The sequence below is a fragment of the Bacillus sp. OTU2372 genome (assembly GCF_038440275.1).
GTDB lineage: Bacteria > Bacillota > Bacilli > Bacillales > Cytobacillaceae > Neobacillus > Neobacillus bataviensis_B.
Genome location: NZ_JASATK010000025.1, coordinates 38354 through 61949 on the forward strand (window position 1 = coordinate 38354; position 23596 = coordinate 61949).

Consider the following 23596-nt stretch of genomic DNA (forward strand, 5'->3'; position numbering starts at 1 on the left):
AGCTGCCAATGGCAGCTCTTTAATTTAGAGCAGTTATGCGTTGACTTTATGTTTGACGTCACCAGTTTCTTTTTTAGCGATTTTTCTGAAGAAAGGTACCACCCAGCGGTCTAAACCAATTCTACCAGCGTTATAGCCTGCTGTTAGGATAATGAAGCCTAAGAAAATGTCTCTTGGGTTATGGGATACAGTTCCTGCTAGGAAGAAAGAGAAGTTCATCACTAGACCAAAGAACATGGCAGTAGTTGTTAAGCATCCTAAGATTAAGCCTAAGCCGATTAAAGTTTCTCCAACAGGTACAATGACGTTGAAGATGTCAACGTTTGGCAGAGCAATGTGCTTTAAGAAGTCAACATACCAGCCAAATACGACTGCACCGTCTGGGCCTTTTACTGGATTTGCTATCGCTACTTTTAAGAATCCAGAAGCATCAAATCCGCCGCTAGTTAATTTTCCAATTCCTGCTGTGATCCAAGAGTAACCAAGATATAAGCGCAAAACAGTTAGGATAACTGCTGCTATTTTATTTTCTCTTAAAAATTTGTTAAACATAAATGATTCCGCCCTTCTTTTTTTGTTTTTGTTCTTTATGGTTATAATATATACCTTTTGAAGGTATAAAACATGGATAAGTGAATAAATTCACAATTTGTTTAAAATGATTTGACGGAAATTTGAACGAAGCTTTTGTAATACAAACAATGACAGACCAACACTAAAAAAAGAGGGGCAGCCTGTTTCCTAATAATCTATTAACTTTATAAATTCTTACAAGGATTTGTTCAATGTTTTCATTTATTTTATAAATAGTTAGAGAAGTTGCTTCTAGAACTATGGAAATAATGTTTTCTCAAAAATTTCCTTTGTGTTTATTAATATTATTTCGAAAATCTCCTAACAATAATAAAAAATTGCAAAATGGGGGGATTTGCATTGGGTGGTCCGTTAGAAAGGGATCAGGTCATTCTGATTGTAACGTCTCTAATTATTGGGACGGTGGCACGTTTAATCACAATTAAAGAAGATTTCCGACAGTATCCAAGTTATCCTAATGGTTACTTAATCCATTTAGTATTAGGTTTTGTTGCAGCAGCTTTAGGAGCTGTCGCGATCCCCGCATTAATGACGAAAAACTTTATTGCCGTGACATTTTTAACCTTAGCCATCCAGCAATTTAGAGATGTTAGAAAATCTGAAAGGGAAAGTTTAAAAGACTTAGAAAACACCGAATTTGCCTATCGTGGTGACGCTTATATTGATGGTATATCAAAAACCTTTGAGTCCAGAAATTATTTTTCCCTGCTTGTTGCTTTAGGCTGCGCAATTACCATTCAACTTGTCGATAGTAAATCAAGCTTAATCAATATTATTTCCGGAGCCATCGTTGGTTTTATTCTTATTTATGTCTTGAAACGTTTTTCAAAAGGAAAAACAATTGGTGATATTTCTGAGGTAAAAGAAGGAAAAATCGAAGTCAAGAATCATGAACTGTTTGTGGACGGAATTTACGTTACAAATCTGCTAGGTACTGAAAATGCCTCAAAGTTGTTTCAAGAGGAAGGTAGAGCGGTGGTCATCTTTCCTAAGCAAGAGCATTTTCGTGTCACCCTTGAGAACTTTGGCCAAAGGCAGGCAGCGCTATTTGAAGCGACAAAAACCTTAGGTGTAAAGCGATATCATTTTACCCGGCGAGATTTTAATGATGGCCGAGTGGTCATCGCTTTAGTGCCGATTATAAATGATATTGATGGGTTAATTGAAGTAGTAAAGAAAACCCCGCTTCTTGAAAGCAGTAAGAAAAGTCCTGCTGTCATGAAATCGAATATGGTGGGGAGGGAATAACGGTGGGACGCGAAGCTGGTACCAAAGTGAATTATGATGTCCTCGCACTTGTGACGATGAATAAGGATCGAATCCTGGGGGGGAAACAACTGACCCTGTTGGCTAGTGATGAGGAAGAGCAAAAAACAATGACAGCTGACATTGCTAAGGCACTGAAGGCGGATGTGGTGAAGATGACGTCAGGCGATTATTTGGTTATAAGAGGATAAGAAATGATTAAAGCCTTTATCTTGTAATTTAAGATAAAGGCTTTATTATGAATACATAAGTAAGACAAGTTAACTTATAGGCAGATTAAAAATTTATTTAGGGGGAGAGTACATGATTTTGGAGGCAGCCATGCTTCAAGTAAAGGAAGGTATGGAAGTGGAATTTGAGGGAGTATTCAGGCAAGCATCGGAAATTATTTCTTCTATAAAGGGATACATATCTCACGAATTACAGCGTTGTTTAGAAGTTGAGGGCAAGTATTTACTTTTGGTTAAGTGGGAAACGTTAGAAGATCATACAGTAGGATTTCGGGAGTCAAAAGAATATCAAGAATGGAAAAGATTATTACATCATTTCTATGATCCATTTCCAACCGTTGAACATTTTGAACAAATCCGCCTTTAATCTCAGTGCAGATTAATAATTTTATAGGTTAATATTTCCAAGTTTTGTGTTAAAATCAACCTTATTCTTTTAACGAGGTGAGTTAGGTTGAGTCGAGCTGAGCAGAATATGAAATTAGAGTTGGAACGAATTGTCTTTATCGGACGCACATTTGAAGAGTATATAGATATGTTTTCTCTTTCAAATGAAGAACTTAAGGGAAAGAAACTATTGGATTGTCCCGCAGGGGCCTGTTCTTTTACAGCAGTTGGGAGCAAAAACGGTTTGAAGGTAACAGCTTGTGACATCGCTTATTATTATTCCGTTGATGACTTGAAAAATAAAGGCCTTCAAGACATTGAACATGCAATGGAGCAGATGGAAAAATCGAAGAGAAATTATATTTGGAATTACTTCAAAGATGTGGAAGACCTTAAGAAACATCGTTTATCCGCACTAAAAGATTGTACAAACCATATGAAGAAATCCAGTGAAAGCTACGTTCCAGTAACATTACCCTCTTTACCGTTTAACGATGAAGAATTTGATTTATTATTATCTGCACATTTTCTATTTATGTATGCAGACCGGTTAGATTATAAATTTCATCTAAAAACGCTAGATGAGTTATTGAGAGTTACTAAAGAGGAGATTCGCATATTCCCGTTAGTGGATCTAGAAGGTAAACGTTATGAACATTTAGATAAAGTAATAGAATATCTTACTATTCAAGGCTGCGTTGTTGATGAAGTGAAGGTACCCTATAAATTTCAAAAAAATGCTAACTCGATGTTAAGGATTATTAAAAGCTAGTAACATAAACAAATTACTTAATGGAAAAAGAAGTGGCAGAATATATGCCACTTCTTTAATTACTTATTTTTTTCTAGGAATAATATATCCATTGTTAACCTTATCAAATCCAATATGTGGATAATATTCCATCGCAATTGGGGAGGCCAGCAGCAATAAAGTTACTTCTTCACCAATCCGTTCTTGTACTAACCGAACCAATTCCCTGCCAATACCCCGATTTTGATACTCCTGATCAACCGCTAAATCAGATAAATAACAGCAGTAGCTGAAATCTGTAATCGCTCTAGCGATTCCTACAAGTTTATCATCATCCCAAGCTGTAATGAGGATATCGGAATTCTCAATCATACTTTCTAGTCGCGGTAAATCTTCATAAGGTCTTTTAAGTCCTGACAGTTTAAACACACTTGATAATTCTGTAGCTTTGATTTTTGCATTCAACTTATAGTTTATATCTGACATATTTCTCCATCCCTTCAACTTTTATATTTTTGATTATAATTAAAAGCTGATATGCCCAAAAGGGTCAGTTATAATATATTTAAACATGCCAGTTAGTGTAAGAGGGGGCCATAGATGATTGAAATCACCTTATTTTTAGAGAAAAAAAGTGGAGAACCGTTATATCTGCAACTCTATCAATATTTAAAACGAGAAATACAAAGTGGGAAAATTAAAAATGGTGTCATGCTTCCATCGAAACGGAAACTAGCTCAACATCTTGGAGTGAGTCAAAATACGGTGGAAACTGCGTACCAACAATTATTGGCTGAAGGGTACGTCGAGAGTATGCCGAGAAAGGGGATCTTTGTAAAAGAAATACAACAGGATCTGATTATAACCCCTAACAAAGTCTCAACCATCAGTAAAAAGGTTCATAAACAGGAAAGTGATTCGTATCTTGTCGATTTTAGCCATGGACGAATTGCCTTAGAACATTTTCCCTATACCACTTGGAGAAGGCTTACTATTCAAAGTCTTTATGAAGAACAAAGTTCATTTTTCTTAAATGGTGAGCGCCTAGGGGAATACCCGCTTCGGGAAGAAATTGCGAAATATTTATATCAATCAAGAGGAGTAAGGTGTGTACCAGAACAAATTATTGTAGGCGCAGGAACGCAATATTTAATTGGGTTATTAACAATAATTATTGGGAGAGATGCTATTTTTTCAATGGAAGAACCAGGCTATCATCGAACAAGGGAGGCCTTTAAGGACCAAGGTGTTTCCTTGATACCCATCCCTCTGGATGATGACGGAATTAGCATGAAACATTTAACCAATAGTCACGCACAAATAACCTATGTAACCCCATCTCACCAATTTCCAATTGGAATGGTCATGCCCATTACGAGAAGAATGGAATTATTAAAATGGGCGGAGGGAAACGGCAGATACATTATTGAAGACGATTATGACGGAGAATTCCGCTATAAAGGAAAACCGATTCCCTCTTTGCAAGGATTAGACCCTAACGATAAAGTGATTTATTTAGGCACATTTTCAAAATCGTTGATTCCCTCGATTCGGATTAACTATATGGTGTTACCACAAACCTTACTTCAAAAGTATAACGATCACTTTTCCCTTTATAAGCAGACAGTTTCTCGTTTGCATCAGCATACACTATGGCAATTTATGAAAGAGGGACATTGGGAGAGACATCTAAATAAGATGAGAACGGTCTACCGTAAAAGGCAACATACATTGATCAGTTCCATTAAGAAATATTTGGGTGACCATACCACCATTATTGGTGATGATTCAGGTTTGCACATATTATTACGTGTTCAAAATGCTATGTCGGAAAAACAATTAATTGAAAGTGCTAAGGAGTTTAAAGTGAAAGTTTATCCAACTTCTGTTTATTTTCAGCAGGCTATGTCAGATAAAAGTCCAATGATTCTATTGGGCTTTGGCGGGTTAACGGAGAGTGAAATAGAAGAAGGTATCCAATTATTGAAAAAGGCTTGGAACTTAGGTTAAATTCCAAGCTTTTTTTACTGCTTCAATTTTTGAAGCTCATTTACTGTAATGAATTTGTATCCTTGTTTAGCTAATGATTGTAATATCCCCTGGACAGTTTTCAGTTCTTCGTCCGTATGATCGTACATGGGATGGATCAGGATAATCGAGCCAGGCTTTACATTCTTTTTTACATAATTGACTTTATTCGTTGTAGAAGAGTAGTAGGTGTCAGGCTCTAAATTCCAAGTGATTGTATCCCTATTATTCTCTGATAAGTAATAAGGTAATCCTACAAGTTTTTTGCCATTGGGAGGCCGGAAATCAATTTCACCTTTATAGCCTGCTTTTCTAATAAGTTGGTCTGTTTTTTCTATTTCCTCTCTGATGAAAGATAGGGATTTAAAAACCATTCGCTGATGGGAATAAGTATGATTTCCAAGTTGATGACCCGCATTAACAATCTTTTTTGCTTCTTCCGGATTTTTTTCAATCTCATTACCGATTAGAAAAAAGGTCCCTTTTGCGTGATATTGCTCTAACAAGCGTAGAATTTCCTTAACATTATTGGTGGGCCCATCATCAAAGGTTAGAGCGACTACCTTTTGATTGGTGTTTACTTGATTGGTTAGTCCACCAAACAACTGGAATGTTCTTGAATTCATTAATTTATAAGTGCCAAACAATAGTAGGAATACGAACAAAACTCCTGTTCCAATTAATATTATTTTCTTTTTCATAGATAAGCCTCTCTTATTACTGAATATTTAATCGAGGAAAAAGGTTTGAATCTCATTGATAATACTGATGTTTCATTGAGATACCAAAAATATTCGTATCCTTATAGCATTTGGAGATTTTACTACAATAATATTCGGTTCACCTTTTATAGATAAATAGCTGTGCCTTTTTTGTGAAATGCTGATTTCCTTCTAGAAAATTCTCTTGGCATCCGCTGGCAGCTGTCTAATGTGTTGAAGGTATTGAGTCATATTGATATCGTCTTGATCTTGATAGGTGAATAATAACTGGTCCGCTACTTCTTTCGCTAAAGCTCTAAATAAAATACAGGTGACAAAGATGGAATCCCAAAAGTGCTCATAGTCATGATCGGAATACGTCTGTTCATACATTCCCCAATAAGATTCAGGCAAGTATTGTTTAAAGTACTTTCCCATCTTACCTGGCGATACTTGAAAATCATGTTTCGTACCTATCCACCACGCAGCCATTTTATCTAATCTAGGTCTGATATACATTTCAAACATCTGTTTTGCGTAAGGTAATTCATCACGCCAGATTCCTTTTGCCACGTTTTGCAGGCACCACCAAAAGTCATTACAGTAATTCAGAAAGCCTGGCTCGCTAGGCTTTTTAGTCCAATAATCTTTGTCTGAAGGGGCAGGGATACTGGGAAGGATGTTGTCTTTATCCAAAAGGGGTTTCGTTAAGGAATCGTTCTTATAGTTATCTAACATTCTTTCCTTTGTTTCAATGTGTAAATCGACCCGATTTCCGTCTTGAAACAGCATTAAATAGCCATACGACTTATCAAAGTCCACTTCCTTGCCTGCAAGCTGGTCCATTTTATCGGGTTCTTGAATCATGATTAATTTTCCAAAAATATCAATCCAGTTAACCTCGTTAATGAAAGAAGATGTTTCAGTCACCACAAAGACAATATCATAATCCTGAAAAATATCCTTTGGAGTATTTGGATTGGCCCGTGAGCCATTCATATATATGGCTCGTATTCGCTCGTCTTTTTGTGCGATGCACATCATTAACTCATACATTTCTTTTTCCGTTCGCATGTTTTTCACCTCGTCATCCACTTAATCACTATTTCTATTTTTAAAGTGATAATTCCTCTTAATTTTTTTACACTGTGTTCAAAGTCTCAATTTTCTCAAAAAAATTTTAACAAAAAATGTAATCGTTATCAGCCTTATTGTGACTGAATTTCACCTTGCTTTAGAGAGTTAATGCAATAAAAATAGTATGGCAGAAAACCTTCCAAACTCATGTTATTAAAGCTCCCATCGTGATATAAAATACACATGCAACAGTTTAGGGAGGGAATTACACTTGATTAAACAAAAACTAATACTTGTAGGAAATGGAATGGCAGGGGTCCGTGCCATTGAAGAAGTGCTGAAACTTAACCGGGAAGATTTTGAAATTACGATTTTTGGAAGTGAACCATATCCAAACTATAACCGAATTCAGTTATCAACGGTTTTACAAGGAGGTACTTCCGTTAAGGATATCACATTAAATGACGATCAGTGGTATGAGGACAACGGAATCACTCTTTTTACCGGGGAAACGGTTGTTTCCATTGATAAGGAAAGACAAGTGGTTATGACTGATAAAGGAAGAATCGAACCGTATGACAAATTGATCATTGCAACCGGATCGAATCCGTTCATGCTGCCTTTACCAGGGGCAGATAAAGAAGGCGTTACAGCCTTCCGGAATATCAAAGACTGCGAACAAATGATTGAATATTCAAAACAATATAAAAAGGCTGCCGTTATTGGTGGAGGACTACTTGGACTTGAAGCCGCTCGTGGATTATTAAATCTAGGGATGGAAGTCGACGTCATTCACATCTTCGACTACTTGATGGAACGACAATTAGACCGTACCGCAGGGAAACTTTTACAAAAGGAACTAGAAAAACAGGGGATGAATTTTCTACTAGAAAAACATACCGCTGAGATCCTCGGTAAGAAACATGTAACAGGCATTAAATTTAAAGATGGCAGTAAGATTAAAGCTGATTTAGTTGTCATGGCGGTTGGAATTAAACCCAATATTGAATTAGCTCAAAAAGCCGGACTATCGGTTAACCGCGGAATTGTCGTGAATGATTATTTAGAAACGGATACTCCTGATATTTATGCAGTCGGGGAATGTGCAGAACATCGCGGTACTGCCTATGGCTTAGTAGCACCCCTTTATCAGCAGGCCCAAGTGTTAGCAAAGCGGATTTGCGGAATAGAGGAGGAAGGTTATCAGGGTTCCGTCCTTTCAACTCAGCTAAAAGTATCCGGTGTTGATGTATTCTCATCTGGAAAAATCAATGAGGATGAGGATACAAAGGTATATAAAATGTACGATGATTGGAGCGGGGTTTATAAAAAAGTTCTAATTGAAAATGGGAAAATCGCTGGCGCTGTACTGTTTGGCGATACAAAGGATGGGAATCAACTCTTAAGTCTCATTAAAAAAGGTGCAAGTATCGAGGAGTATTTAGAGACCTCAAAAAGTCAATCGTCAGAGGTTAGTCTTGTTGCTGAGATGGCCGATGAAGAAATCATTTGCGGCTGTAATGGTGTCAGCAAAGGTACCATTGTTGAAGCGATTCGAACTCAAGGTTTAACTTCGGTCGACCAAGTAAAGGGCTGCACCAGTGCTTCCCGTTCATGCGGCGGTTGTAAATCATTAGTGGCCGATTTGTTAGCCTGTACACTAGGTGACCAATTTAAGGCAAATGAAAAAGAAGCGATTTGTAGCTGTACAACATTATCCCGCGATGAAATTGTAGAAGAAATTCGTGCGAAGCGATTGACACATATCCGTGAAGTTATGAATGTCTTAGGTTGGAAAACAGATGGATGTTCCAAGTGTAAGCCGGCTCTAAATTACTATCTTGGAATGATTTATCCAACGGAGTATCAGGATGAGAAAGAAGCACGCTTTGTAAATGAGAGGCTGCATGCCAATATCCAAAAGGATGGCACTTACTCAGTTGTACCGAGAATGTATGGCGGAGTAACGACGTCTAATGACTTACGAAAAATTGCGGACGTTGCCGATAAATACCAAGTTGGCACCATCAAGGTGACTGGTGGTCAGCGAATTGATTTACTCGGCGTGAAAAAAGAGGATTTACCGAAGATTTGGGCAGAACTTGATATGCCATCTGGATCGGCATATGCGAAAGGACTTCGAACTGTAAAAACTTGTGTTGGTGAAAGTTACTGCCGCTTTGGTACACAAGATTCGATTGGCTTAGGAATCCGATTGGAAAAGAAATTCGAAGGCTTAAACACTCCTCATAAAGTTAAAATGGCGGTCTCCGCTTGTCCAAGGAACTGTGCCGAAAGCGGGATTAAAGACGTTGGCGTTGTTGGTACGGATGGGGCATGGGAAATGTATGTAGGTGGAAATGGCGGTACCCATCTTCGTGCAGGTGATTTGTTATTCAAGTTCAAAACGGATGATGAGCTTGTCGAAATGATCGGGGCATACCTCCAGTATTATCGTGAAACAGCTAATTATTTAGAAAGAACTTCTGCCTGGGTGGACCGACTTGGACTAGATCATATAAGGGAAGTCCTTTCGGATGCTGAAACTGTTAAAATGTTGAACTTCCGTATTGAAGAGGCACTTTCGATTGTTCAAGACCCATGGAAGGAAGCCATTGAGAATAAAACACTTTTAAGAGACCTTTATGAGACGGTAAAAATTCCAACAGGTGTTAAATAGAAGGGGAGTTGCATTTTATGGAAGAGACAATTAGACGCGTTTTTATAGGAAGTACAGAAGATATGCCGAGAAAATTAGGAAAAACAACCGTTATTGGCAATACGGAAATTGCCGTTTTTCGATTAGAGAATGGAGACATTCGCGCCATTGAAAACCGATGCCCTCATAAAGGGGGCGTCCTTGCGGAGGGTATCGTCAGCGGAGAGTTTGTATTTTGTCCAATGCATGACTGGAAAATTTGCGTAACCGATGGGAAAGTTCAAGCACCTGATATAGGATGTGTCAAATCCTTCCCCGTAGAGGTTATTGAAGATCAAGTGTTTATTTTAGTAGATGAAGAGAAGTAAATACTATCGGATAAATGGGGTAACACTCGGTTAAGTAGAGAATACTCTCTGCATTACGAAAGGAGTGAAGATGTTGTCATTAGTTAGTCCTAATCAAGTAATTGAGAGTATGATTCAGTCAGGGGAAGCCAAAGCAAAATTACCTGTTAGTGATTTATTAATCCGAGGAGCGCTTTCTGGTGCTCTGCTTGGATTCGGTACCACATTAGCCTTTACAGCTGAAGTGCAGACAGGAATGGGGATTGTTGGGGCAGTGCTATTTCCAGCCGCCTTTGTGATTATCATTCTACTCGGGCTAGAATTGGTAACCGGAAGTTTTGCGCTCCTTCCAGTGGCTGTCTTGGGGAAAAAGGCTACTGTCGGTCAGATGATAAAGAATTGGTTATGGGTGATTGTTGGACATATTTTAGGAAGCATTATCTACGCACTTTTATATATCATTGCTATTACTCAACTGGGGCATGTAAATAACAACCCAGTCGCAGCGAAAATCATTGCTGTAGCGGAAACCAAAACATTGGGTTACAAGAACCTCGGCACAGACGGATTAATTGTTGTTTTTGTAAAAGCAATGTTATGTAATTGGATGGTTACTCTGGGGGCAGTTATGGCCATGACCACTAAGTCGGTCGGCGGAAAAATTGCAGCCATGTGGCTGCCAATCTTAATCTTTTTTGCACAAGGGTTTGAACACGCGGTTGTCAATATGTTTGTTATACCAGCCGGAATGATGCTTGGTGCACACGTGACATTAGCTGATTGGCTGTTATGGAATCAACTTCCAGTAACGGTTGGAAATCTTGTTGGAGGATTTCTATTTACAGGTTTAGCCTTGTACTTAACACATAGAAAAACAGCGTCAAAGATGATTTTGGAAGTATCAAAAACAGAGAAATCAGCAGCAAGTCGGTAATAGTAAGGGGGCGGTTATATGGGGAAGGCCTATATCGTTGGAGCAGGTCCTGGTGACCCGGAATTAATTACGGTAAAAGCACTAAAATGCATCCGAATGGCAGATGTCATTCTTTATGATCGTCTGGTGAATAGTGATTTGCTAAGGGAAGCAAAGCGAGATTGTGAAATTATCTTTTGTGGAAAACAACCGACAAATCATACCATGAAACAGGAAATCATTAATGATTTGTTAGTTCAATTTACGAGCCAGGGAAAAACAGTTGTTCGCTTGAAAGGTGGAGACCCATTTGTATTTGGACGGGGTGGTGAAGAGGCCGCAGCCTTAGCGGAAAATGGTCTTCCGTTTGAAGTGGTTCCCGGTATTACGGCAGGGATTGCGGCCCCAGCGTATGCGGGGATTCCGATTACACACCGGGAATATGGCAATTCATTTGCTGTTGTAACAGGCCATTGCTCCAAAGGAAAACCTACCGACATTGATTGGGAAAGCTTGGGAAAAGCGGTTGATACGATTGCGATTTATATGGGGATTGGCAACCTTTCTTATATTTGTCAGCAACTGATTAGCCATGGGAAAGATGAAGAAACACCTGTTGCGGTAATTGAGCAGGGGACGAGGGAAGAGCAGCGAACTGTTACAGGAACCTTGAGTTCAATTGGTTCCGTTGTTGAAAAAGAAGGCGTGCAGAACCCAGCCATGATTGTGGTAGGTGAAGTGGTCCGGTTCCGCGAGAGATTGCTTTCGTTACAGTGCAAGGATCCGGTATCTGATATTGTAACAAGTAAAGAAGTACTTGCAATGTAATAGGTAGTTGTGTAGAGGAGAGAATCGAAATAGATTTTCTCCTCTATTTTTGTATATAAGTTTGGCATGATTTTTAAAAGTGATCTACCCAGATCAACGAAAGTAAAAAATAATTTGTAAAGGTGAAATTTTTATAAAAATGGAATACTGAAGCGGTTCATCCCTATAACTTAACTCAGTCTTACTATAGATTAAATTTCCATTAAAATGTCATTTACCGTATCCATGGACACTATACTATATGTGATAATGTATTAAATTATATCGAAGACGGCGTGCGTTCAATTTAAAGGGAGTGGGTAGAATGTTAATTGAAAGCATTTGTCCAAAATGTGGAGAGATTAATCAAGTGAAAGAAACTGGTGAAAAACTCCTTTTCGTAAAATGCAAAAACAACCATTTTTATGACCACGTTGTAATCCAGTACTCCAGAATGGCAGAGCTCAAAGATGATAAACGGAGGAAGCTCGAAGAAATGATTGTTGAGAAAAAGTTCCATCGGATGAGCGATAAGTCAACTATATGTCTGTTAATCTTTGAAAATGGTTATGAAGTAGAAGGACGTTCAACGGTGCGAGACAAAGCTGATTTTCGTATGGTAATTGGCAAGGATAAAGCCTATGAACAAGCATTGAAAAAGGCCATGGTTGCACTAGGTGCGTATTTAGTATAGTACCTAGATAAGGTTTGGTAGTTTTTTTATAATCTAATGTTAAGAAAGAAGAAATTAAGAACTAATTTTTAATAGGAAGACCATCTTTTAGGATGGTCTTCCAGTGTTAGATTAAATGATTTCGTAAAATCTCAGCATGTTTGCGGTTGTTATCAATCACTTCTACTGCTAACTGTCGGCTCTTTGGATCCAAGTCACCTCTAACTAACTCCTCTGAATATTGAACGCCATATTTTTCGAAACCATGTATCGCGTCTTCTAAGATAGGATCAGTCTCATATGAAAGCGTGAGTTTATGCATAAAGCTGTGCATCGAACCTGAGAATCCCTCATCATTGGCGGGGACACCACCCAAGTCTTGAATTCGTTCGGCTAACTTCAAGGCATCTATCTTGATTTCCTGCTGCATGGACTGAAAGACTTTTTTTACATAATCATCATCCACTTTTTGAATGTAGTGTTCAATTGAACGTATACCCATATAGGTCCCTCTTAGTAACGTGTTCAATTCCTCAATAATAGTCTCGCTCGTCATAAAAGTCACTTCCTTTTTCCTATTATGGTATTGGTGAGTTCATTGTATTCTAAAAAAAGAAGGTAATTAATAAATCTATTAATATACAAATAAATAAGTTATTATTATAGTAAATGATTACCAAAAGGAGATGTACAATGAAACCGATTGAGCATTTACGACCATTATTAAAAAGTTTTGTAGAAAAAGGACCTGTGGGATGTGCATGTTCTGTTTATCATCAAAATGAACAAGTATTCGAAGACTATGTTGGTTATGCAGACTTGGATACCGAGAAACCTATTACACCAGATACTATATACCGCATATATTCGATGACTAAAGTGGTTACCTGTGTAGCAGCCTTAATGCTCTATGAACGGGGATTATTTTTATTAGAGGATCCGCTCGAGGAATATCTTCCCGAATTTAAAAATCCTCAAGTATACCGTGAAGGTAAAAGTGGGGAAGTTTATGCAACACCTGCAGCAAAATCTATTCGAGTCAAAGACCTGTTCACAATGACTTCCGGGTTAACGTACGAAGGAGAATCTAATGAAACGGAACGACAAGTCAATAAAGCAATAAATGATTTACGAAAAAAGGGTACCTTTACCGTTAGAGAGCTATCTAAAGCCTTAGCTACTATCCCGTTAGCCTTTGATCCAGGTACACAATGGCGATACAGTCTAAGTCATGATGTGCTAGGAGCATTGATTGAAGTGGTGTCAGGCAAATCATTTGGACAATTTTTGCGGGAAGAAATTTTTCAACCGCTTTCAATGGAAGATACCTTTTTCAAGATTCCTGAGGATAAGAAGGCCCGTTTAAGCAGCTTGTATGATTGGAAAGAACCAGGCACTTTGCAGAAAAATAGTAGACTGGATACGGAATATCAATCTGGAACCCTGAATGAAAGTGGTGGGGGAGGCTTGTTGTCCACTTTGAGGGACTACAGCCGTTTTGCCCATATGCTTGCAAACGGTGGAACTCTGGAGGGCGAACGTATTCTTGGGAGAAAAACGGTAGAGTTAATGGCCATGAATCATCTCCAGCCCGAGCAAGTTCCTTCATTCAACTGGGAGCACTTAAAAGGTTATGGCTATGGTCTTGGTGTAAGAACGATGATGAATCCGGGACTGGCAGGAAGTAATAGTTCGATTGGTGAATTTGGCTGGATGGGAATGGCGGGAACATGGGTCATGATTGATCTAAAAGAGCAGCTTTCCGCTGTGTATATGCATCAGCTGCTGCCAAATTTTGAAACCTATACCCAGCCTAGACTGCGTAATGTAATTTATGGAGCACTGTAAAGATGTGACATCTTTAGCATTCTCATCATTTTACCTATTATACATTATTCCGGAATAGTTTTGTAACAAAATGGAAAAGATAGGTTTATAAATGGTAAAAGGAAGAATGTAATGGACCCAACTCGTATCCAACTAACTGCATCGGAAATAACTAGTCTTTGGACTCAGTATATGTTTGATTCTATGTCTATTTGTTTTATCAAGTATGCATTAGAGCATTTAGAAGACAAAGATATTATAGAGATTTATAGCTTCTCTCTTGAGCTTGCTGAAAGACATGTTCAAAGAGCAAAAGAGTTTTTTAAGGGTGAAAATTATCCTATTCCCAAAGGTTTTACAGAAAAGGATGTTCATACAAAAGCCCCGCGTCTTTTTCAAGATCCTTTCTATCTTTATTATATGTACATTATGTCATTACAAGGGCTAACTGGATATGCTCTTTCAATAGGTAACTCGATCAGAGCTGATCTTCGTAAATATCATATGGATTGTAATACTGAAACAATGATCCTTTTTGAAAAAACAATCAACACGATGCTGGCAAAAGGGATCTACACTCGGCCGCCTGTCATAAGTCCACCTGAACAAATTGACTTTGTTAAACAACAAAGCTTTTTAACAGGCTGGTTTGGGACAAGGCGTCCATTAACTGGGATGGAAATCGGTGATATAACCTTTAATTTGTATAAGATGCACCAACATGTTGCTTTAAAGGTTGGTTTTAGTCAGGTGGCTGAATCTAAAAAGGTTCGTCAATACATTAAAAGAGGGATGGAGATTGCAAATAAGCACATCTCTACATTTGAAAGAGTTTTTCGTGAAGAGAAACTAAATTATCCGATATCGTGGCAATCACAAGTAACGAACTCAACCATCTCCCCTTTTTCAGATAAATGGATTATGTATCAAATCCTCTTGTCAACCCAAGTAACGATTGCTTTCTATGGATCAGCTTTAAGTGTTACGGCGAGGAGAGATCTAGCGGAAAAATATATTGGTCTTTCAAGTGAATTAATCAGATTTGCTGAGGATGGAATGAACCTGATGATTGATAACGGGTGGTTAGAAGAACCCCCGAAGGCATCTGATCGCAGGGCACTTTCCCAAGGGAAAAAGGAAGGTATGGGCGAAGAGGGAAAATGAATAGATGGTAATTGACAAAAGACCCATCAGAGTCGATTAAACTCATTATGGGTCTTTTTTAGTTTACTCAGCTAATTGTTTTTGATAGCTATTTCTTTTAATTTTAAGACTTACATTAATCACTGCAGCTAGCCAAAGGACGGCCAAAATTATATACGTGAAGAGACTTATTATGTGTGAAGCTTCTAATGCCCCTAAAAGCGTCCTTATATTGGTTATGATAATAATTCCGCCAACTAGTGTTCCTAACAGGTTTGTAGGGATAATCTTGACTAACCAGGCAGCGATAGGAGCTGCGATGATGCCGCCAATCATTAAGGCAATCACCCATTGAAGATTAATTTGAGTCCACCCTAAGGTTAAGAGGAAGCCTAATGTCGAGGAAATCGCAATCGCAAATTCACTTGTATCGACCGAACCAATCACTTTTCTTGGCTCCATTTTACTGCTGGTTAACAAGACAGGTGTGGCAATTGGACCCCAGCCGCCTCCGCCTGTTGCATCGAAAAATCCGGCGATAAACCCTAAAGGAATCAACTGCTTTTTTCCTAATTCTTTTCCAGACAATTTACTGGTTGGATTAAATTTAAACAAAAAACGATAAATGACATAGACTCCTAACATGAACAGAAAAAAGGAGACATATGGTTTTACAATATCACCAGGGATACTGCCCAGAAAACAAGCTCCGATAAAGGCACCAATTGATCCTGGGATAATTAATTTATAGACAACGCTTTTATCTACGTTTCCAAACCGAATGTGAGAAACTCCTGATGCGGCAGTGGTGACAACCTCTGCCATGTGAACTGAGGCTGAGGCAACAGCTGGGGCGATTCCAAACATAAGCAGTAATGAAGTGGAAGTAACTCCATAGGCCATCCCTAAGGAACCATCAACCAACTGTGCGGCCAAACCAATTAGGGCAAGTACGACTAACCTCCTCATAAAAAACCTCTCCTTTTTATATATTTCCTGAATAGACTAGTTAAAAGGAATAAAAGAGACATTAAATGAATAAGACTCTTTGTAATTGTCGACTAATCCAATCAAGTTTCTAACCTACGATATGAAAGGACAAAATTTTGGGTTCTTTTTTAGAGTAAAAATGGTTAATTGCCTAGATATAGAAGGAGAGAGTTAGCATGAAAATTTCAAGCCGGGGAGAATATGCCTTACGGGCACTGATTTGTTTGGGGAAAAATGAACATAACCTTACTTCGATAGGTGATATTTCTGATCAAACGTTAGTTCCAATTAATTATCTAGAGCAACTCCTGCTGCAGTTGAAAAGAAATGGATACGTACAAAGCAAAAGAGGAGTGAACGGCGGCTATAAGCTAAGTAAACACCCCAGTGAGATTATTATTGGAGAGGTCATTCGGAATTTAGAAGGACCGCTGGCTCCAATGGGATGTGTAAGTATTACCTCTTACGAAAGTTGTCCATTGGAAGAGGGCTGTCAATTAAAACCTTTATGGGCTCTTGTTCGGGATACAGTGGCGAAGCTATTAGACCGTACGACTTTAAAGGATTTATTGGATGGAAACGGATATGCCCTCGATAAACTAGTTTAAAAGCATGAAAGATATCCCTTTCAGTACGTTAAACGGAAGGGATATTTTTTTGGAACCATTTTTATGTATTTCTTTTTGCAGGTGTTAATAATACCAAGAAATACGTGCAGACGGTAAAAAAAGGGAAGTATCCACTTGTCTTGGATTAAAAACTAGCGGTAAAATGGATTAATCTAGTTTTCATGTTCAATTTTTGGAGGAAAACAGTATGGCACAAATACGAATGGTAAAAAAAGAAGATTTAGCTGATTTAGTAGTTTTAGAAAATCGTTGCTTTTTAAAAGAAGAGGCAGCAACAGAAGAAGCTTTTAAGAAGAGGATTGAGACTATATCCGATAGTTTCTTTGTTGCGGAAGTAGAAGGTGTAATTATGGGTCTTATCAATGGACCAGTGATTGAGACACCTTACATAACAGATGATTTATTCAGTGAGATCAAAGTGAACCCTCGTACTGGCGGACATCAAAGTGTATTAGGGTTAGCGGTGTCTCCTGAATATCAAAATCAAGGTATTGCTGGAGCATTACTGGCTAATTTAGAAAAAGATGCAAAAGAGAAACATCGTGAGACGGTCACTCTAACATGCAAAAAGGATTTAGTTGGCTTTTATGAGACACATGGATACGTTAATCAAGGGGTATCAAGCTCTGAACACGGTGGTGTTACATGGTATAACATGGTTAAACCATTAAAATAGGCTTTTAGTGTTGTTAGACGGTGAAACTTTTTCATAAACTCGTGCGAATAATTAATAGATAGACAGAAAGGAAGTATCCCCTCAGTCCATTTACGAGACCTTGCATTAATCAGGTCTCGTAATGGCTGGGGGGATTTTTTTTCCTTTTATAAAAGTAGTTTGCCAAGGATTGGACATACTTTATGGTCAAGAATCAGTGGCTGGAACAGTCGCCAAAAGCAACAGATAGAAAAAAGTTATCAGAAAGCTAATATATAAATCGAGAGGGGTCCGTTAACTCGGATGACCCTTTTTTATTATTTGTAGAGTCTCGGACAATCGAGTTTTGTTGAATCTTCATTCTTTTTTAGTTCGAATATTTCGGGAGTGAAAATAATTTATTTTTATGTTAAGATGGCACTATTAAAAATGAAAATAATTTTTTGGCTTCGCTGGGAGATGGATAAGCATGCTATTGTGGAAAAGGAATTTATGGGTACTTTGGGTTGGGGTCTTTTTTACAGCGGCAAGTTTTTCCATGGTCATCCCTTTTTTGCCGATTTTTCTTTTGCAAATTGGTGTCCACGAACATACTGAAATGTGGGCAGGGCTATTATTTAGTTCCGCATTTTTTGCAGGTGCGCTCGCCTCGCCGTTTTGGGGAAGGATGGCCGATAAATACGGTAGAAAACCAATGATTGTCCGCGCTGGTTTTGTCCTGTTTGTCATTTATACTTTAATGGCTTTCGTGACAAATCCTTATCAGATTTTAGCACTGCGGATCCTTCAGGGATTATTAAGTGGTTTCATTCCAGGGGCCATTGCCTTAATTGGCACTAATACACCTGGAAACAAAGTGGGGTATGCCTTATCGATGATCTCCACTGCTTCAGCATCAGGAGGAATCATTGGTCCTCTTCTAGGTGGAGGGATTGCGGACCTAGTGGGTAATCGCTGGGCATTTGCGAGTGCAGGAATCATTGTTTGTTTATCGACTTTATTAATTATTTTTTGGGTAGTAGAGGAGAATTTTACTCCAAGTAAGGGGAAGGGATCGGTTAAAGAGGACTTAAAAGTGGCAGTAGATAACCGGCCGTTTTTATTAGTGCTCATTCTCACACTCGTGACTAGTTGTTCGGTAATGACGATTGAACCGGTTCTTCCTCTATATATTGTTAAATTGGGCGGTTCTTCTGAAAATGCCTCGTTCCTTGCAGGGGTTGTGTTTTCTCTTCCGGGGATCGCCAGTGCTTTATTTGCCCCGTATTGGGGAAAATGGGCAGACAGAGTGGGCTTTCAACGTGTTTTATTCATCGGGCTGCTTGGCGGCGGCCTTGGAACACTAGCACAAATTGTTTTTACGCATATTTGGGGATTTTCGATGATTCGTTTTGTTTACGGAATTTTCTTCTGTGCCGTGTATCCTGCATTAAATGGTCTTGTTGTAAAGTCCACTCCGGAGGATTTCCGGGGAAGAGCATTTAGTTTAAGTCAAACGGCAAACCAATTAGGAGGAATGGTGGGACCGATGATCGGCGGGTTCCTTGGTGGCATCTTCCCTGTTTACAGTGTATTTATTGTGACAGGGGCTCTATTGTTGGTTGCTATGGGAACAGCGTACTGGAATGCTGGTACATTAAATACGAAAATGAAGAGACCAGCCGTTTCTGGAAAATAGTAAGTAGAATTTTTGATAAAGAAGAGTCCTGTGATAGTAGGAACTCTTCTTTTTTTTTAGCTAATTCTGGGAATTTTTACGAAGAATAGAGTATTATATAAGTAGATTTTATACATATTTTTTTACACCGAGTTTCAAAATTAATTAGAAGAAGGCAGGTTAATCGCTATGGATTATGTGAAACTAGGGAATACAGGATTGGATGTATCTCGTCTTTGTATAGGATGTATGAGCTTTGGTGTTCCAGAACGAGGTAACCACCAATGGGTGCTGGATGAAGAAAAAAGTCGGCCGATCATTAAAAAGGCGCTCGATTATGGAATTAATTTCTTTGATACGGCAAATGTCTATTCTGATGGCACAAGTGAGGAAATTGTTGGACGGGCTTTAAGAGACTTTGCCAATAGAGATGAAATCGTGATTGCAACAAAGGTCCATGGCCGTATGCATCAGGGACCAAATGGAGGTGGGCTATCCCGTAAGGCAATCATGAGTGAGATTGATCATAGTCTTAAACGGCTGGGAACTGATTATGTAGACCTTTATCAAATTCACCGCTGGGATTACGATACGCCAATCGAGGAAACGATGGAAGCACTGCATGATGTCGTGAAAGCAGGGAAAGCCAGATACATTGGCGCTTCATCCATGTATGCATGGCAATTTCTAAAAGCGTTACATATTGCCGAGAAAAATGGCTGGACCAAATTTGTTTCGATGCAAAATCATTTAAATCTTTTGTATCGAGAAGAGGAACGAGAAATGCTGCCGCTTTGTAAAGAAGAGAAAATTGCTGTAATTCCATGGAGTCCGCTTGCACGAGGTAAGTTAACGAGAGATTGGGAGGAAACAACAACACGTTCGGAGACAGATGAATTTGGTAAAACACTTTATGCTGCAACCGCTGAAGCAGATCGTCTTGTCGTCAGCCGAGTTGCAGAATTAGCTTCAAAACGAGGAGTTCCTCGGGCACAAGTTGCACTAGCTTGGGTATTGCAAAAAGAGCCTGTATCCGCACCTATTATTGGTGCGACTAAAATGACTCATTTGGAGGATGCTGTCGGAGCACTTTCCGTAAAACTAACAGATGAAGAGCTGGATTTTTTAGAACAACCCTACGTACCTCATCCTGTCTTGGGCTTTAGATAATCTTAAAACAACTATCAATTTTTCTTTCGTAACGTTAAAGTATAATCCTATCCCTGAAGTAAACAATAAGTTTGGTGTAATATGCACCAAAACAATGATGTGGAGGGAGATTACATGAACGTACGTGAAGGATTAATTCCTACTGCATTAGGGACTGCTGTAACCGCTACAGGTTACGTTCTTAAGCAAAAACGAGGAACCAATAAAATGATCGCAAACACAGTTTTCGGTTTTGGTTTAGCACACGTTGTGTTGGGTGTAATCGACCTTGTTGAACATCGTCATTAAAAAAGAAGGAGGCAGCAGTAAAATCTGCTCGCCTTCTTCTTTAAATAGATGGTATTCCTGAAAAAATTCAACAGTGAAAATAAAAGCTATAAACAATGCATATAATTCTCGGCTTGATCCCAAGGTACGGAAAATCCTTGTCCTTTTGAACAAAAAATAGAGGATGACGTGTACTCCGAATCGGCTTCCTTATTGTATTGTCTTTTTTCTAATACCTCTTCTTGGTTGTGACACGGATAATATCCGCCAACCACGAGGTTCATCGTACCCTTTCCCTGCGTAAGGGAAGCGAATTCAGGACCATAGTTCATAAAGGTTGCTACCGGAACTCGTCCAGCAAGAAAAGCTTTATTCCCCTCGGTAACAGGGGCTTCAAATATGCCATGTGCCTGCTGGATATCGTTTAGCACTTTCCCAATTAGATCTAAATCTATTTTTATTTTAAAATCGTAAAATGGTTCAAGCAGAATATTGTCCGCCTTTTCTAATCCTTGCCTTAGAGCCCTAAAGGCTGCCTCTCTAAAGTCCCCTCCAGAGGTATGTTTGTTGTGGGCTCGTCCTGTTACTAAAGTAATTTTTAAATCAGTCAGAGGGGAGCCTGTTAGTATCCCATGATGCTCGCGCTCAAATAGGTGCGTTTGAATAACGTTCTGGGTACCAACTGGTAAGTGATCGGTATGACAAACACTTTTGAAGGTAATGCCGTTATTTCTATCGGCTGGCTCTAATTTAAGATGTACTTCTGCATAGTGGCCTAATGGTTCAAAGTGGCCATAACCCATTACCTCCGACGTTATCGTCTCTTTATATAAGATTTCCGGTTCAGCAAACGAGACGTTAAGGTTGAACCGTTCTTTAACCACTTGTTGAAGTACTTCAAGTTGAATTGTTCCCATTACATGAATATGAATTTCCTGTGCTCGTTCTTCCCAAGTAACATTTAGTGCTGGGTCTTCGGAGTTAAGGATTTGAAAATACCGTAAAACTTCTTTTACGTTTAGAATAGGATCATGAATTACTTTTGATTTCAATGCTGAAATCAGTTCAAAATGAGCTTTTTTCTTTAAAGTACCTAAACCATCACCGGCAGAAGCAGAAGAGAGTCCAGTTACCGCAAACAGATCACCAGCAGAAACATGGTCTAAGGTTTGAAATTTAGTTCCATTGTATAGTCTGAGTTGGGTAACCTTTTCGCAAAGCGTTTCTTCTCCGCTATCATAGTAAATTTCCTCTCGTACTTTTAAACTGCCCGCCAAGGCTTTTATAAACGTTAGCCGTGTCCCTTTTTCATCATAGCGAATTTTGTAGACTCTTCCTGCAAAGGGTTCATTATTGTCATAGTTTACCTCGGTTAACAAGTTCAATTTTTCTAAAAAACTATCAATACCGACTCCTTGCAGGGCTGAACCATATGTACATGGAAAAATATGATTGTTATTAAAGAGTGTTTTCATTGTATTGAACCATAATTCAGCTTCATAACCATCTTCCATATATTTTTCTAACAGGTCTTCATGACGTTCCGCTAGAAATTCAATCAACTCTTCACACATGTCTTCATGCAACGATGTGTTGTTAATATCACATACATCCTCGGTTAATTGCGTTCTAATTTCTTCCATTACATTTACTGTATTCGCACCAACTCGGTCCACTTTATTAATAAAGAAGAAAGTAGGGACATGGTGTTTTTGAAGCAATCGCCAAACGGTTTCCGTGTGCCCTTCAATCCCTTCAACCGCGCTGATAATGATGATGGCAAAGTCCATTACCTGAATAGCTCGTTCCATTTCAGGAGAAAAGTCGACATGGCCAGGAGTATCAATTAAGTAGTAGTTTGAACCATTATATGTAAACATCGCTTGGTCGGCAAAGACAGTTATCCCTCTTTGTTTTTCGAATTCATGCGTATCGAGAAAGGTATCCTTATGGTCAACCCGGCCTTTTTGTCTAATTGCTTTTGTCTGATAAAGTATTTGTTCCGCTAACGTTGTCTTACCGGCATCTACATGGGCAAATAATCCAATCGTTTTTTTCATGCTGTCACCTCAATCATTATTAGCCATCTTATCCCTATTATATCAAATGAAATATTGGACTTCGTAAAATAGTTTTTAACTTTAAAAAGCATTAAGAAAAAGACCAAATCAATATTGTTGACTTGGTCTTTTAACATGATTTAATTAAAAATTATTGTTGCTGCTGTTGTTGTTGTTGTTGTAAATTTAATGCTGTTTGTGTAGCTGTTATATCCATTTCTAATTGTTTGGATAGATTATCCGGCTTATAGTAACCTTTTGAAATCATGTAATTAGAAATTTGTTCGTGTGTTTTAATTGCGTCATTTCATGTGTTTCATGAAGTCCCATATAAGTTGTCACCATTGTATTCACTCCTTTCACACCTAGTTATCTTTAGCGGTTTAGTGGAGTTAAATGTTTAGAAAATTGTGGTCCGTTAGAACAGAAAGTATTATTAATTGCTGGAAAAAAATACTATTGAAATACAGGCAACTCGGATGTTAATATATGAAAGTTCGCTCGTGAGACACAGATTATCAACTTACGAAGTATTGGTAGACAATAGAGTGTACGAACGAACTAAATTGGATATAACTTCCTATTGTTCTGAAGCATCAATCGTGCTAAGATAAAAAAGTCGCTCTTGAAACAAGCGAGTAAGTCAATCAGAATTGGAAATAATTGATGATTGATAGAATATTAGAAATGCGATAAGATAGTATTCCGGTCGCTTTTGGCGACATTGTTCTTTGAAAACTAAACAAACAAAAACGTCAACAAACA

24 protein-coding genes and 1 pseudogene are annotated in these 23596 nt (G+C 38.5%); 17 read left to right on the top strand and 8 right to left on the bottom strand.

Translation table 11 applies throughout. The features are described from left to right. Positions 1 to 33: 33 nt before the first annotated feature. A complete protein-coding gene (locus AAHB15_RS25230) occupies positions 34 to 552 on the bottom strand; it encodes a DoxX family protein (RefSeq protein WP_342043583.1) in 519 nt (172 codons plus the stop codon). A 381-nt stretch (positions 553 to 933) separates the two neighbouring features. Here AAHB15_RS25230 and AAHB15_RS25235 point away from each other — a divergent pair, with 381 nt between their 5' ends. The 4 genes from AAHB15_RS25235 to AAHB15_RS25250 all read left to right on the top strand — a co-directional run bounded on the left by AAHB15_RS25235 (position 934) and on the right by AAHB15_RS25250 (position 3249). Continuing rightward, positions 934 to 1842 (top strand): YIEGIA family protein, encoded by a 909-nt coding sequence (locus tag AAHB15_RS25235; protein WP_342043584.1) that lies wholly within the window; start codon positions 934 to 936, stop codon positions 1840 to 1842. A 2-nt stretch (positions 1843 to 1844) separates the two neighbouring features. After that, on the top strand, positions 1845 to 2051 hold the full coding sequence (locus AAHB15_RS25240; RefSeq protein WP_335572293.1) for a capping complex subunit for YIEGIA: 207 nt from the start codon (positions 1845 to 1847) through the stop codon (positions 2049 to 2051). Between the two features lie 112 nt (positions 2052 to 2163). Beyond that, a complete protein-coding gene (locus AAHB15_RS25245; protein WP_335572292.1) occupies positions 2164 to 2457 on the top strand; it encodes an antibiotic biosynthesis monooxygenase family protein in 294 nt (97 codons plus the stop codon). Positions 2458 to 2544: 87 nt separating this feature from the next. Then, the gene (locus AAHB15_RS25250) at positions 2545 to 3249 is read left to right on the top strand and encodes an SAM-dependent methyltransferase (RefSeq protein WP_342043585.1); all 705 of its coding nucleotides are present in this window, start codon (positions 2545 to 2547) and stop codon (positions 3247 to 3249) included. 63 nt (positions 3250 to 3312) lie between these two features. Here AAHB15_RS25250 and AAHB15_RS25255 read toward each other — a convergent pair whose 3' ends face one another. Next, a complete protein-coding gene (locus AAHB15_RS25255) occupies positions 3313 to 3714 on the bottom strand; it encodes a GNAT family N-acetyltransferase (RefSeq protein ID WP_335572290.1) in 402 nt (133 codons plus the stop codon). 114 nt (positions 3715 to 3828) lie between these two features. Between AAHB15_RS25255 and pdxR the strand changes: the two genes are divergently transcribed. Next, positions 3829 to 5238, top strand: coding sequence for a MocR-like pyridoxine biosynthesis transcription factor PdxR (gene pdxR / locus AAHB15_RS25260; RefSeq protein WP_335572289.1), 1410 nt, complete (start codon positions 3829 to 3831; stop codon positions 5236 to 5238). A 14-nt stretch (positions 5239 to 5252) separates the two neighbouring features. Here the strand turns inward: pdxR and AAHB15_RS25265 are convergent, their stop codons facing one another. Both AAHB15_RS25265 and AAHB15_RS25270 read right to left on the bottom strand, forming a co-directional pair. Then, positions 5253 to 5957, bottom strand: coding sequence for a polysaccharide deacetylase family protein (locus AAHB15_RS25265; RefSeq protein WP_335572288.1), 705 nt, complete (start codon positions 5955 to 5957; stop codon positions 5253 to 5255). Between the two features lie 192 nt (positions 5958 to 6149). After that, complete coding sequence (locus AAHB15_RS25270) at positions 6150 to 7031, bottom strand: aminoglycoside 6-adenylyltransferase (RefSeq protein ID WP_342043586.1); 882 nt, start codon at positions 7029 to 7031, stop codon at positions 6150 to 6152. A gap of 274 nt (positions 7032 to 7305) precedes the next feature. On the opposite strand from AAHB15_RS25270, the gene nirB reads away from it, so the two are divergent. The 5 genes from nirB (at position 7306) to AAHB15_RS25295 (ending at position 12454) form a co-directional block, all read left to right on the top strand. After that, positions 7306 to 9714, top strand: coding sequence for a nitrite reductase large subunit NirB (gene nirB / locus AAHB15_RS25275; protein WP_342043587.1), 2409 nt, complete (start codon positions 7306 to 7308; stop codon positions 9712 to 9714). A 17-nt stretch (positions 9715 to 9731) separates the two neighbouring features. After that, on the top strand, positions 9732 to 10061 hold the full coding sequence (nirD, locus tag AAHB15_RS25280; protein WP_144566871.1) for a nitrite reductase small subunit NirD: 330 nt from the start codon (positions 9732 to 9734) through the stop codon (positions 10059 to 10061). A gap of 70 nt (positions 10062 to 10131) precedes the next feature. Then, a complete protein-coding gene (locus AAHB15_RS25285; protein WP_342043588.1) occupies positions 10132 to 10974 on the top strand; it encodes a formate/nitrite transporter family protein in 843 nt (280 codons plus the stop codon). An 18-nt stretch (positions 10975 to 10992) separates the two neighbouring features. Continuing rightward, positions 10993 to 11781, top strand: coding sequence for a uroporphyrinogen-III C-methyltransferase (cobA, locus tag AAHB15_RS25290; protein WP_342043589.1), 789 nt, complete (start codon positions 10993 to 10995; stop codon positions 11779 to 11781). Between the two features lie 304 nt (positions 11782 to 12085). Then, positions 12086 to 12454 (top strand): Gp49 family protein, encoded by a 369-nt coding sequence (locus tag AAHB15_RS25295; RefSeq protein WP_335572283.1) that lies wholly within the window; start codon positions 12086 to 12088, stop codon positions 12452 to 12454. 106 nt (positions 12455 to 12560) lie between these two features. Here the strand turns inward: AAHB15_RS25295 and AAHB15_RS25300 are convergent, their stop codons facing one another. Continuing rightward, positions 12561 to 12989, bottom strand: a complete 429-nt coding sequence (locus AAHB15_RS25300; protein ID WP_342043590.1) for a DUF2383 domain-containing protein — start codon at positions 12987 to 12989, stop codon at positions 12561 to 12563. A 137-nt stretch (positions 12990 to 13126) separates the two neighbouring features. On the opposite strand from AAHB15_RS25300, the gene AAHB15_RS25305 reads away from it, so the two are divergent. Together AAHB15_RS25305 and AAHB15_RS25310 are read left to right on the top strand one after the other, a co-directional pair. Beyond that, positions 13127 to 14281, top strand: coding sequence for a serine hydrolase domain-containing protein (locus AAHB15_RS25305; protein WP_335572281.1), 1155 nt, complete (start codon positions 13127 to 13129; stop codon positions 14279 to 14281). A 111-nt stretch (positions 14282 to 14392) separates the two neighbouring features. Then, entirely contained in the window at positions 14393 to 15424 is a 1032-nt protein-coding gene (locus AAHB15_RS25310) for a DUF3231 family protein (RefSeq protein WP_335572280.1), read from the top strand. A gap of 63 nt (positions 15425 to 15487) precedes the next feature. On the opposite strand, the gene AAHB15_RS25315 is transcribed toward AAHB15_RS25310, so the two are convergent. Then, positions 15488 to 16372 (bottom strand): sulfite exporter TauE/SafE family protein, encoded by an 885-nt coding sequence (locus AAHB15_RS25315; protein ID WP_144566864.1) that lies wholly within the window; start codon positions 16370 to 16372, stop codon positions 15488 to 15490. Positions 16373 to 16569: 197 nt separating this feature from the next. Between AAHB15_RS25315 and AAHB15_RS25320 the strand changes: the two genes are divergently transcribed. The 5 genes from AAHB15_RS25320 to AAHB15_RS25340 all read left to right on the top strand — a co-directional run bounded on the left by AAHB15_RS25320 (position 16570) and on the right by AAHB15_RS25340 (position 20792). Further along, complete coding sequence (locus AAHB15_RS25320) at positions 16570 to 17001, top strand: RrF2 family transcriptional regulator (protein WP_144566863.1); 432 nt, start codon at positions 16570 to 16572, stop codon at positions 16999 to 17001. A 208-nt stretch (positions 17002 to 17209) separates the two neighbouring features. Beyond that, a complete protein-coding gene (locus AAHB15_RS25325; RefSeq protein WP_144566862.1) occupies positions 17210 to 17698 on the top strand; it encodes a GNAT family N-acetyltransferase in 489 nt (162 codons plus the stop codon). Between the two features lie 448 nt (positions 17699 to 18146). Beyond that, positions 18147 to 19355, top strand: coding sequence for an MFS transporter (locus AAHB15_RS25330; protein ID WP_342043591.1), 1209 nt, complete (start codon positions 18147 to 18149; stop codon positions 19353 to 19355). A 168-nt stretch (positions 19356 to 19523) separates the two neighbouring features. Beyond that, the gene (locus tag AAHB15_RS25335; protein ID WP_144566860.1) at positions 19524 to 20504 is read left to right on the top strand and encodes an aldo/keto reductase; all 981 of its coding nucleotides are present in this window, start codon (positions 19524 to 19526) and stop codon (positions 20502 to 20504) included. A gap of 114 nt (positions 20505 to 20618) precedes the next feature. Then, positions 20619 to 20792, top strand: coding sequence for an asparagine synthase (locus AAHB15_RS25340; RefSeq protein WP_098533576.1), 174 nt, complete (start codon positions 20619 to 20621; stop codon positions 20790 to 20792). Positions 20793 to 20878: 86 nt separating this feature from the next. Here the strand turns inward: AAHB15_RS25340 and AAHB15_RS25345 are convergent, their stop codons facing one another. Then, positions 20879 to 22831, bottom strand: a complete 1953-nt coding sequence (locus AAHB15_RS25345) for a translation factor GTPase family protein (protein WP_335572277.1) — start codon at positions 22829 to 22831, stop codon at positions 20879 to 20881. A 151-nt stretch (positions 22832 to 22982) separates the two neighbouring features. Next, positions 22983 to 23132, bottom strand: a pseudogene (locus AAHB15_RS25350) (spore coat protein); the annotation flags it as partial. Positions 23133 to 23596 lie beyond the last annotated feature (464 nt).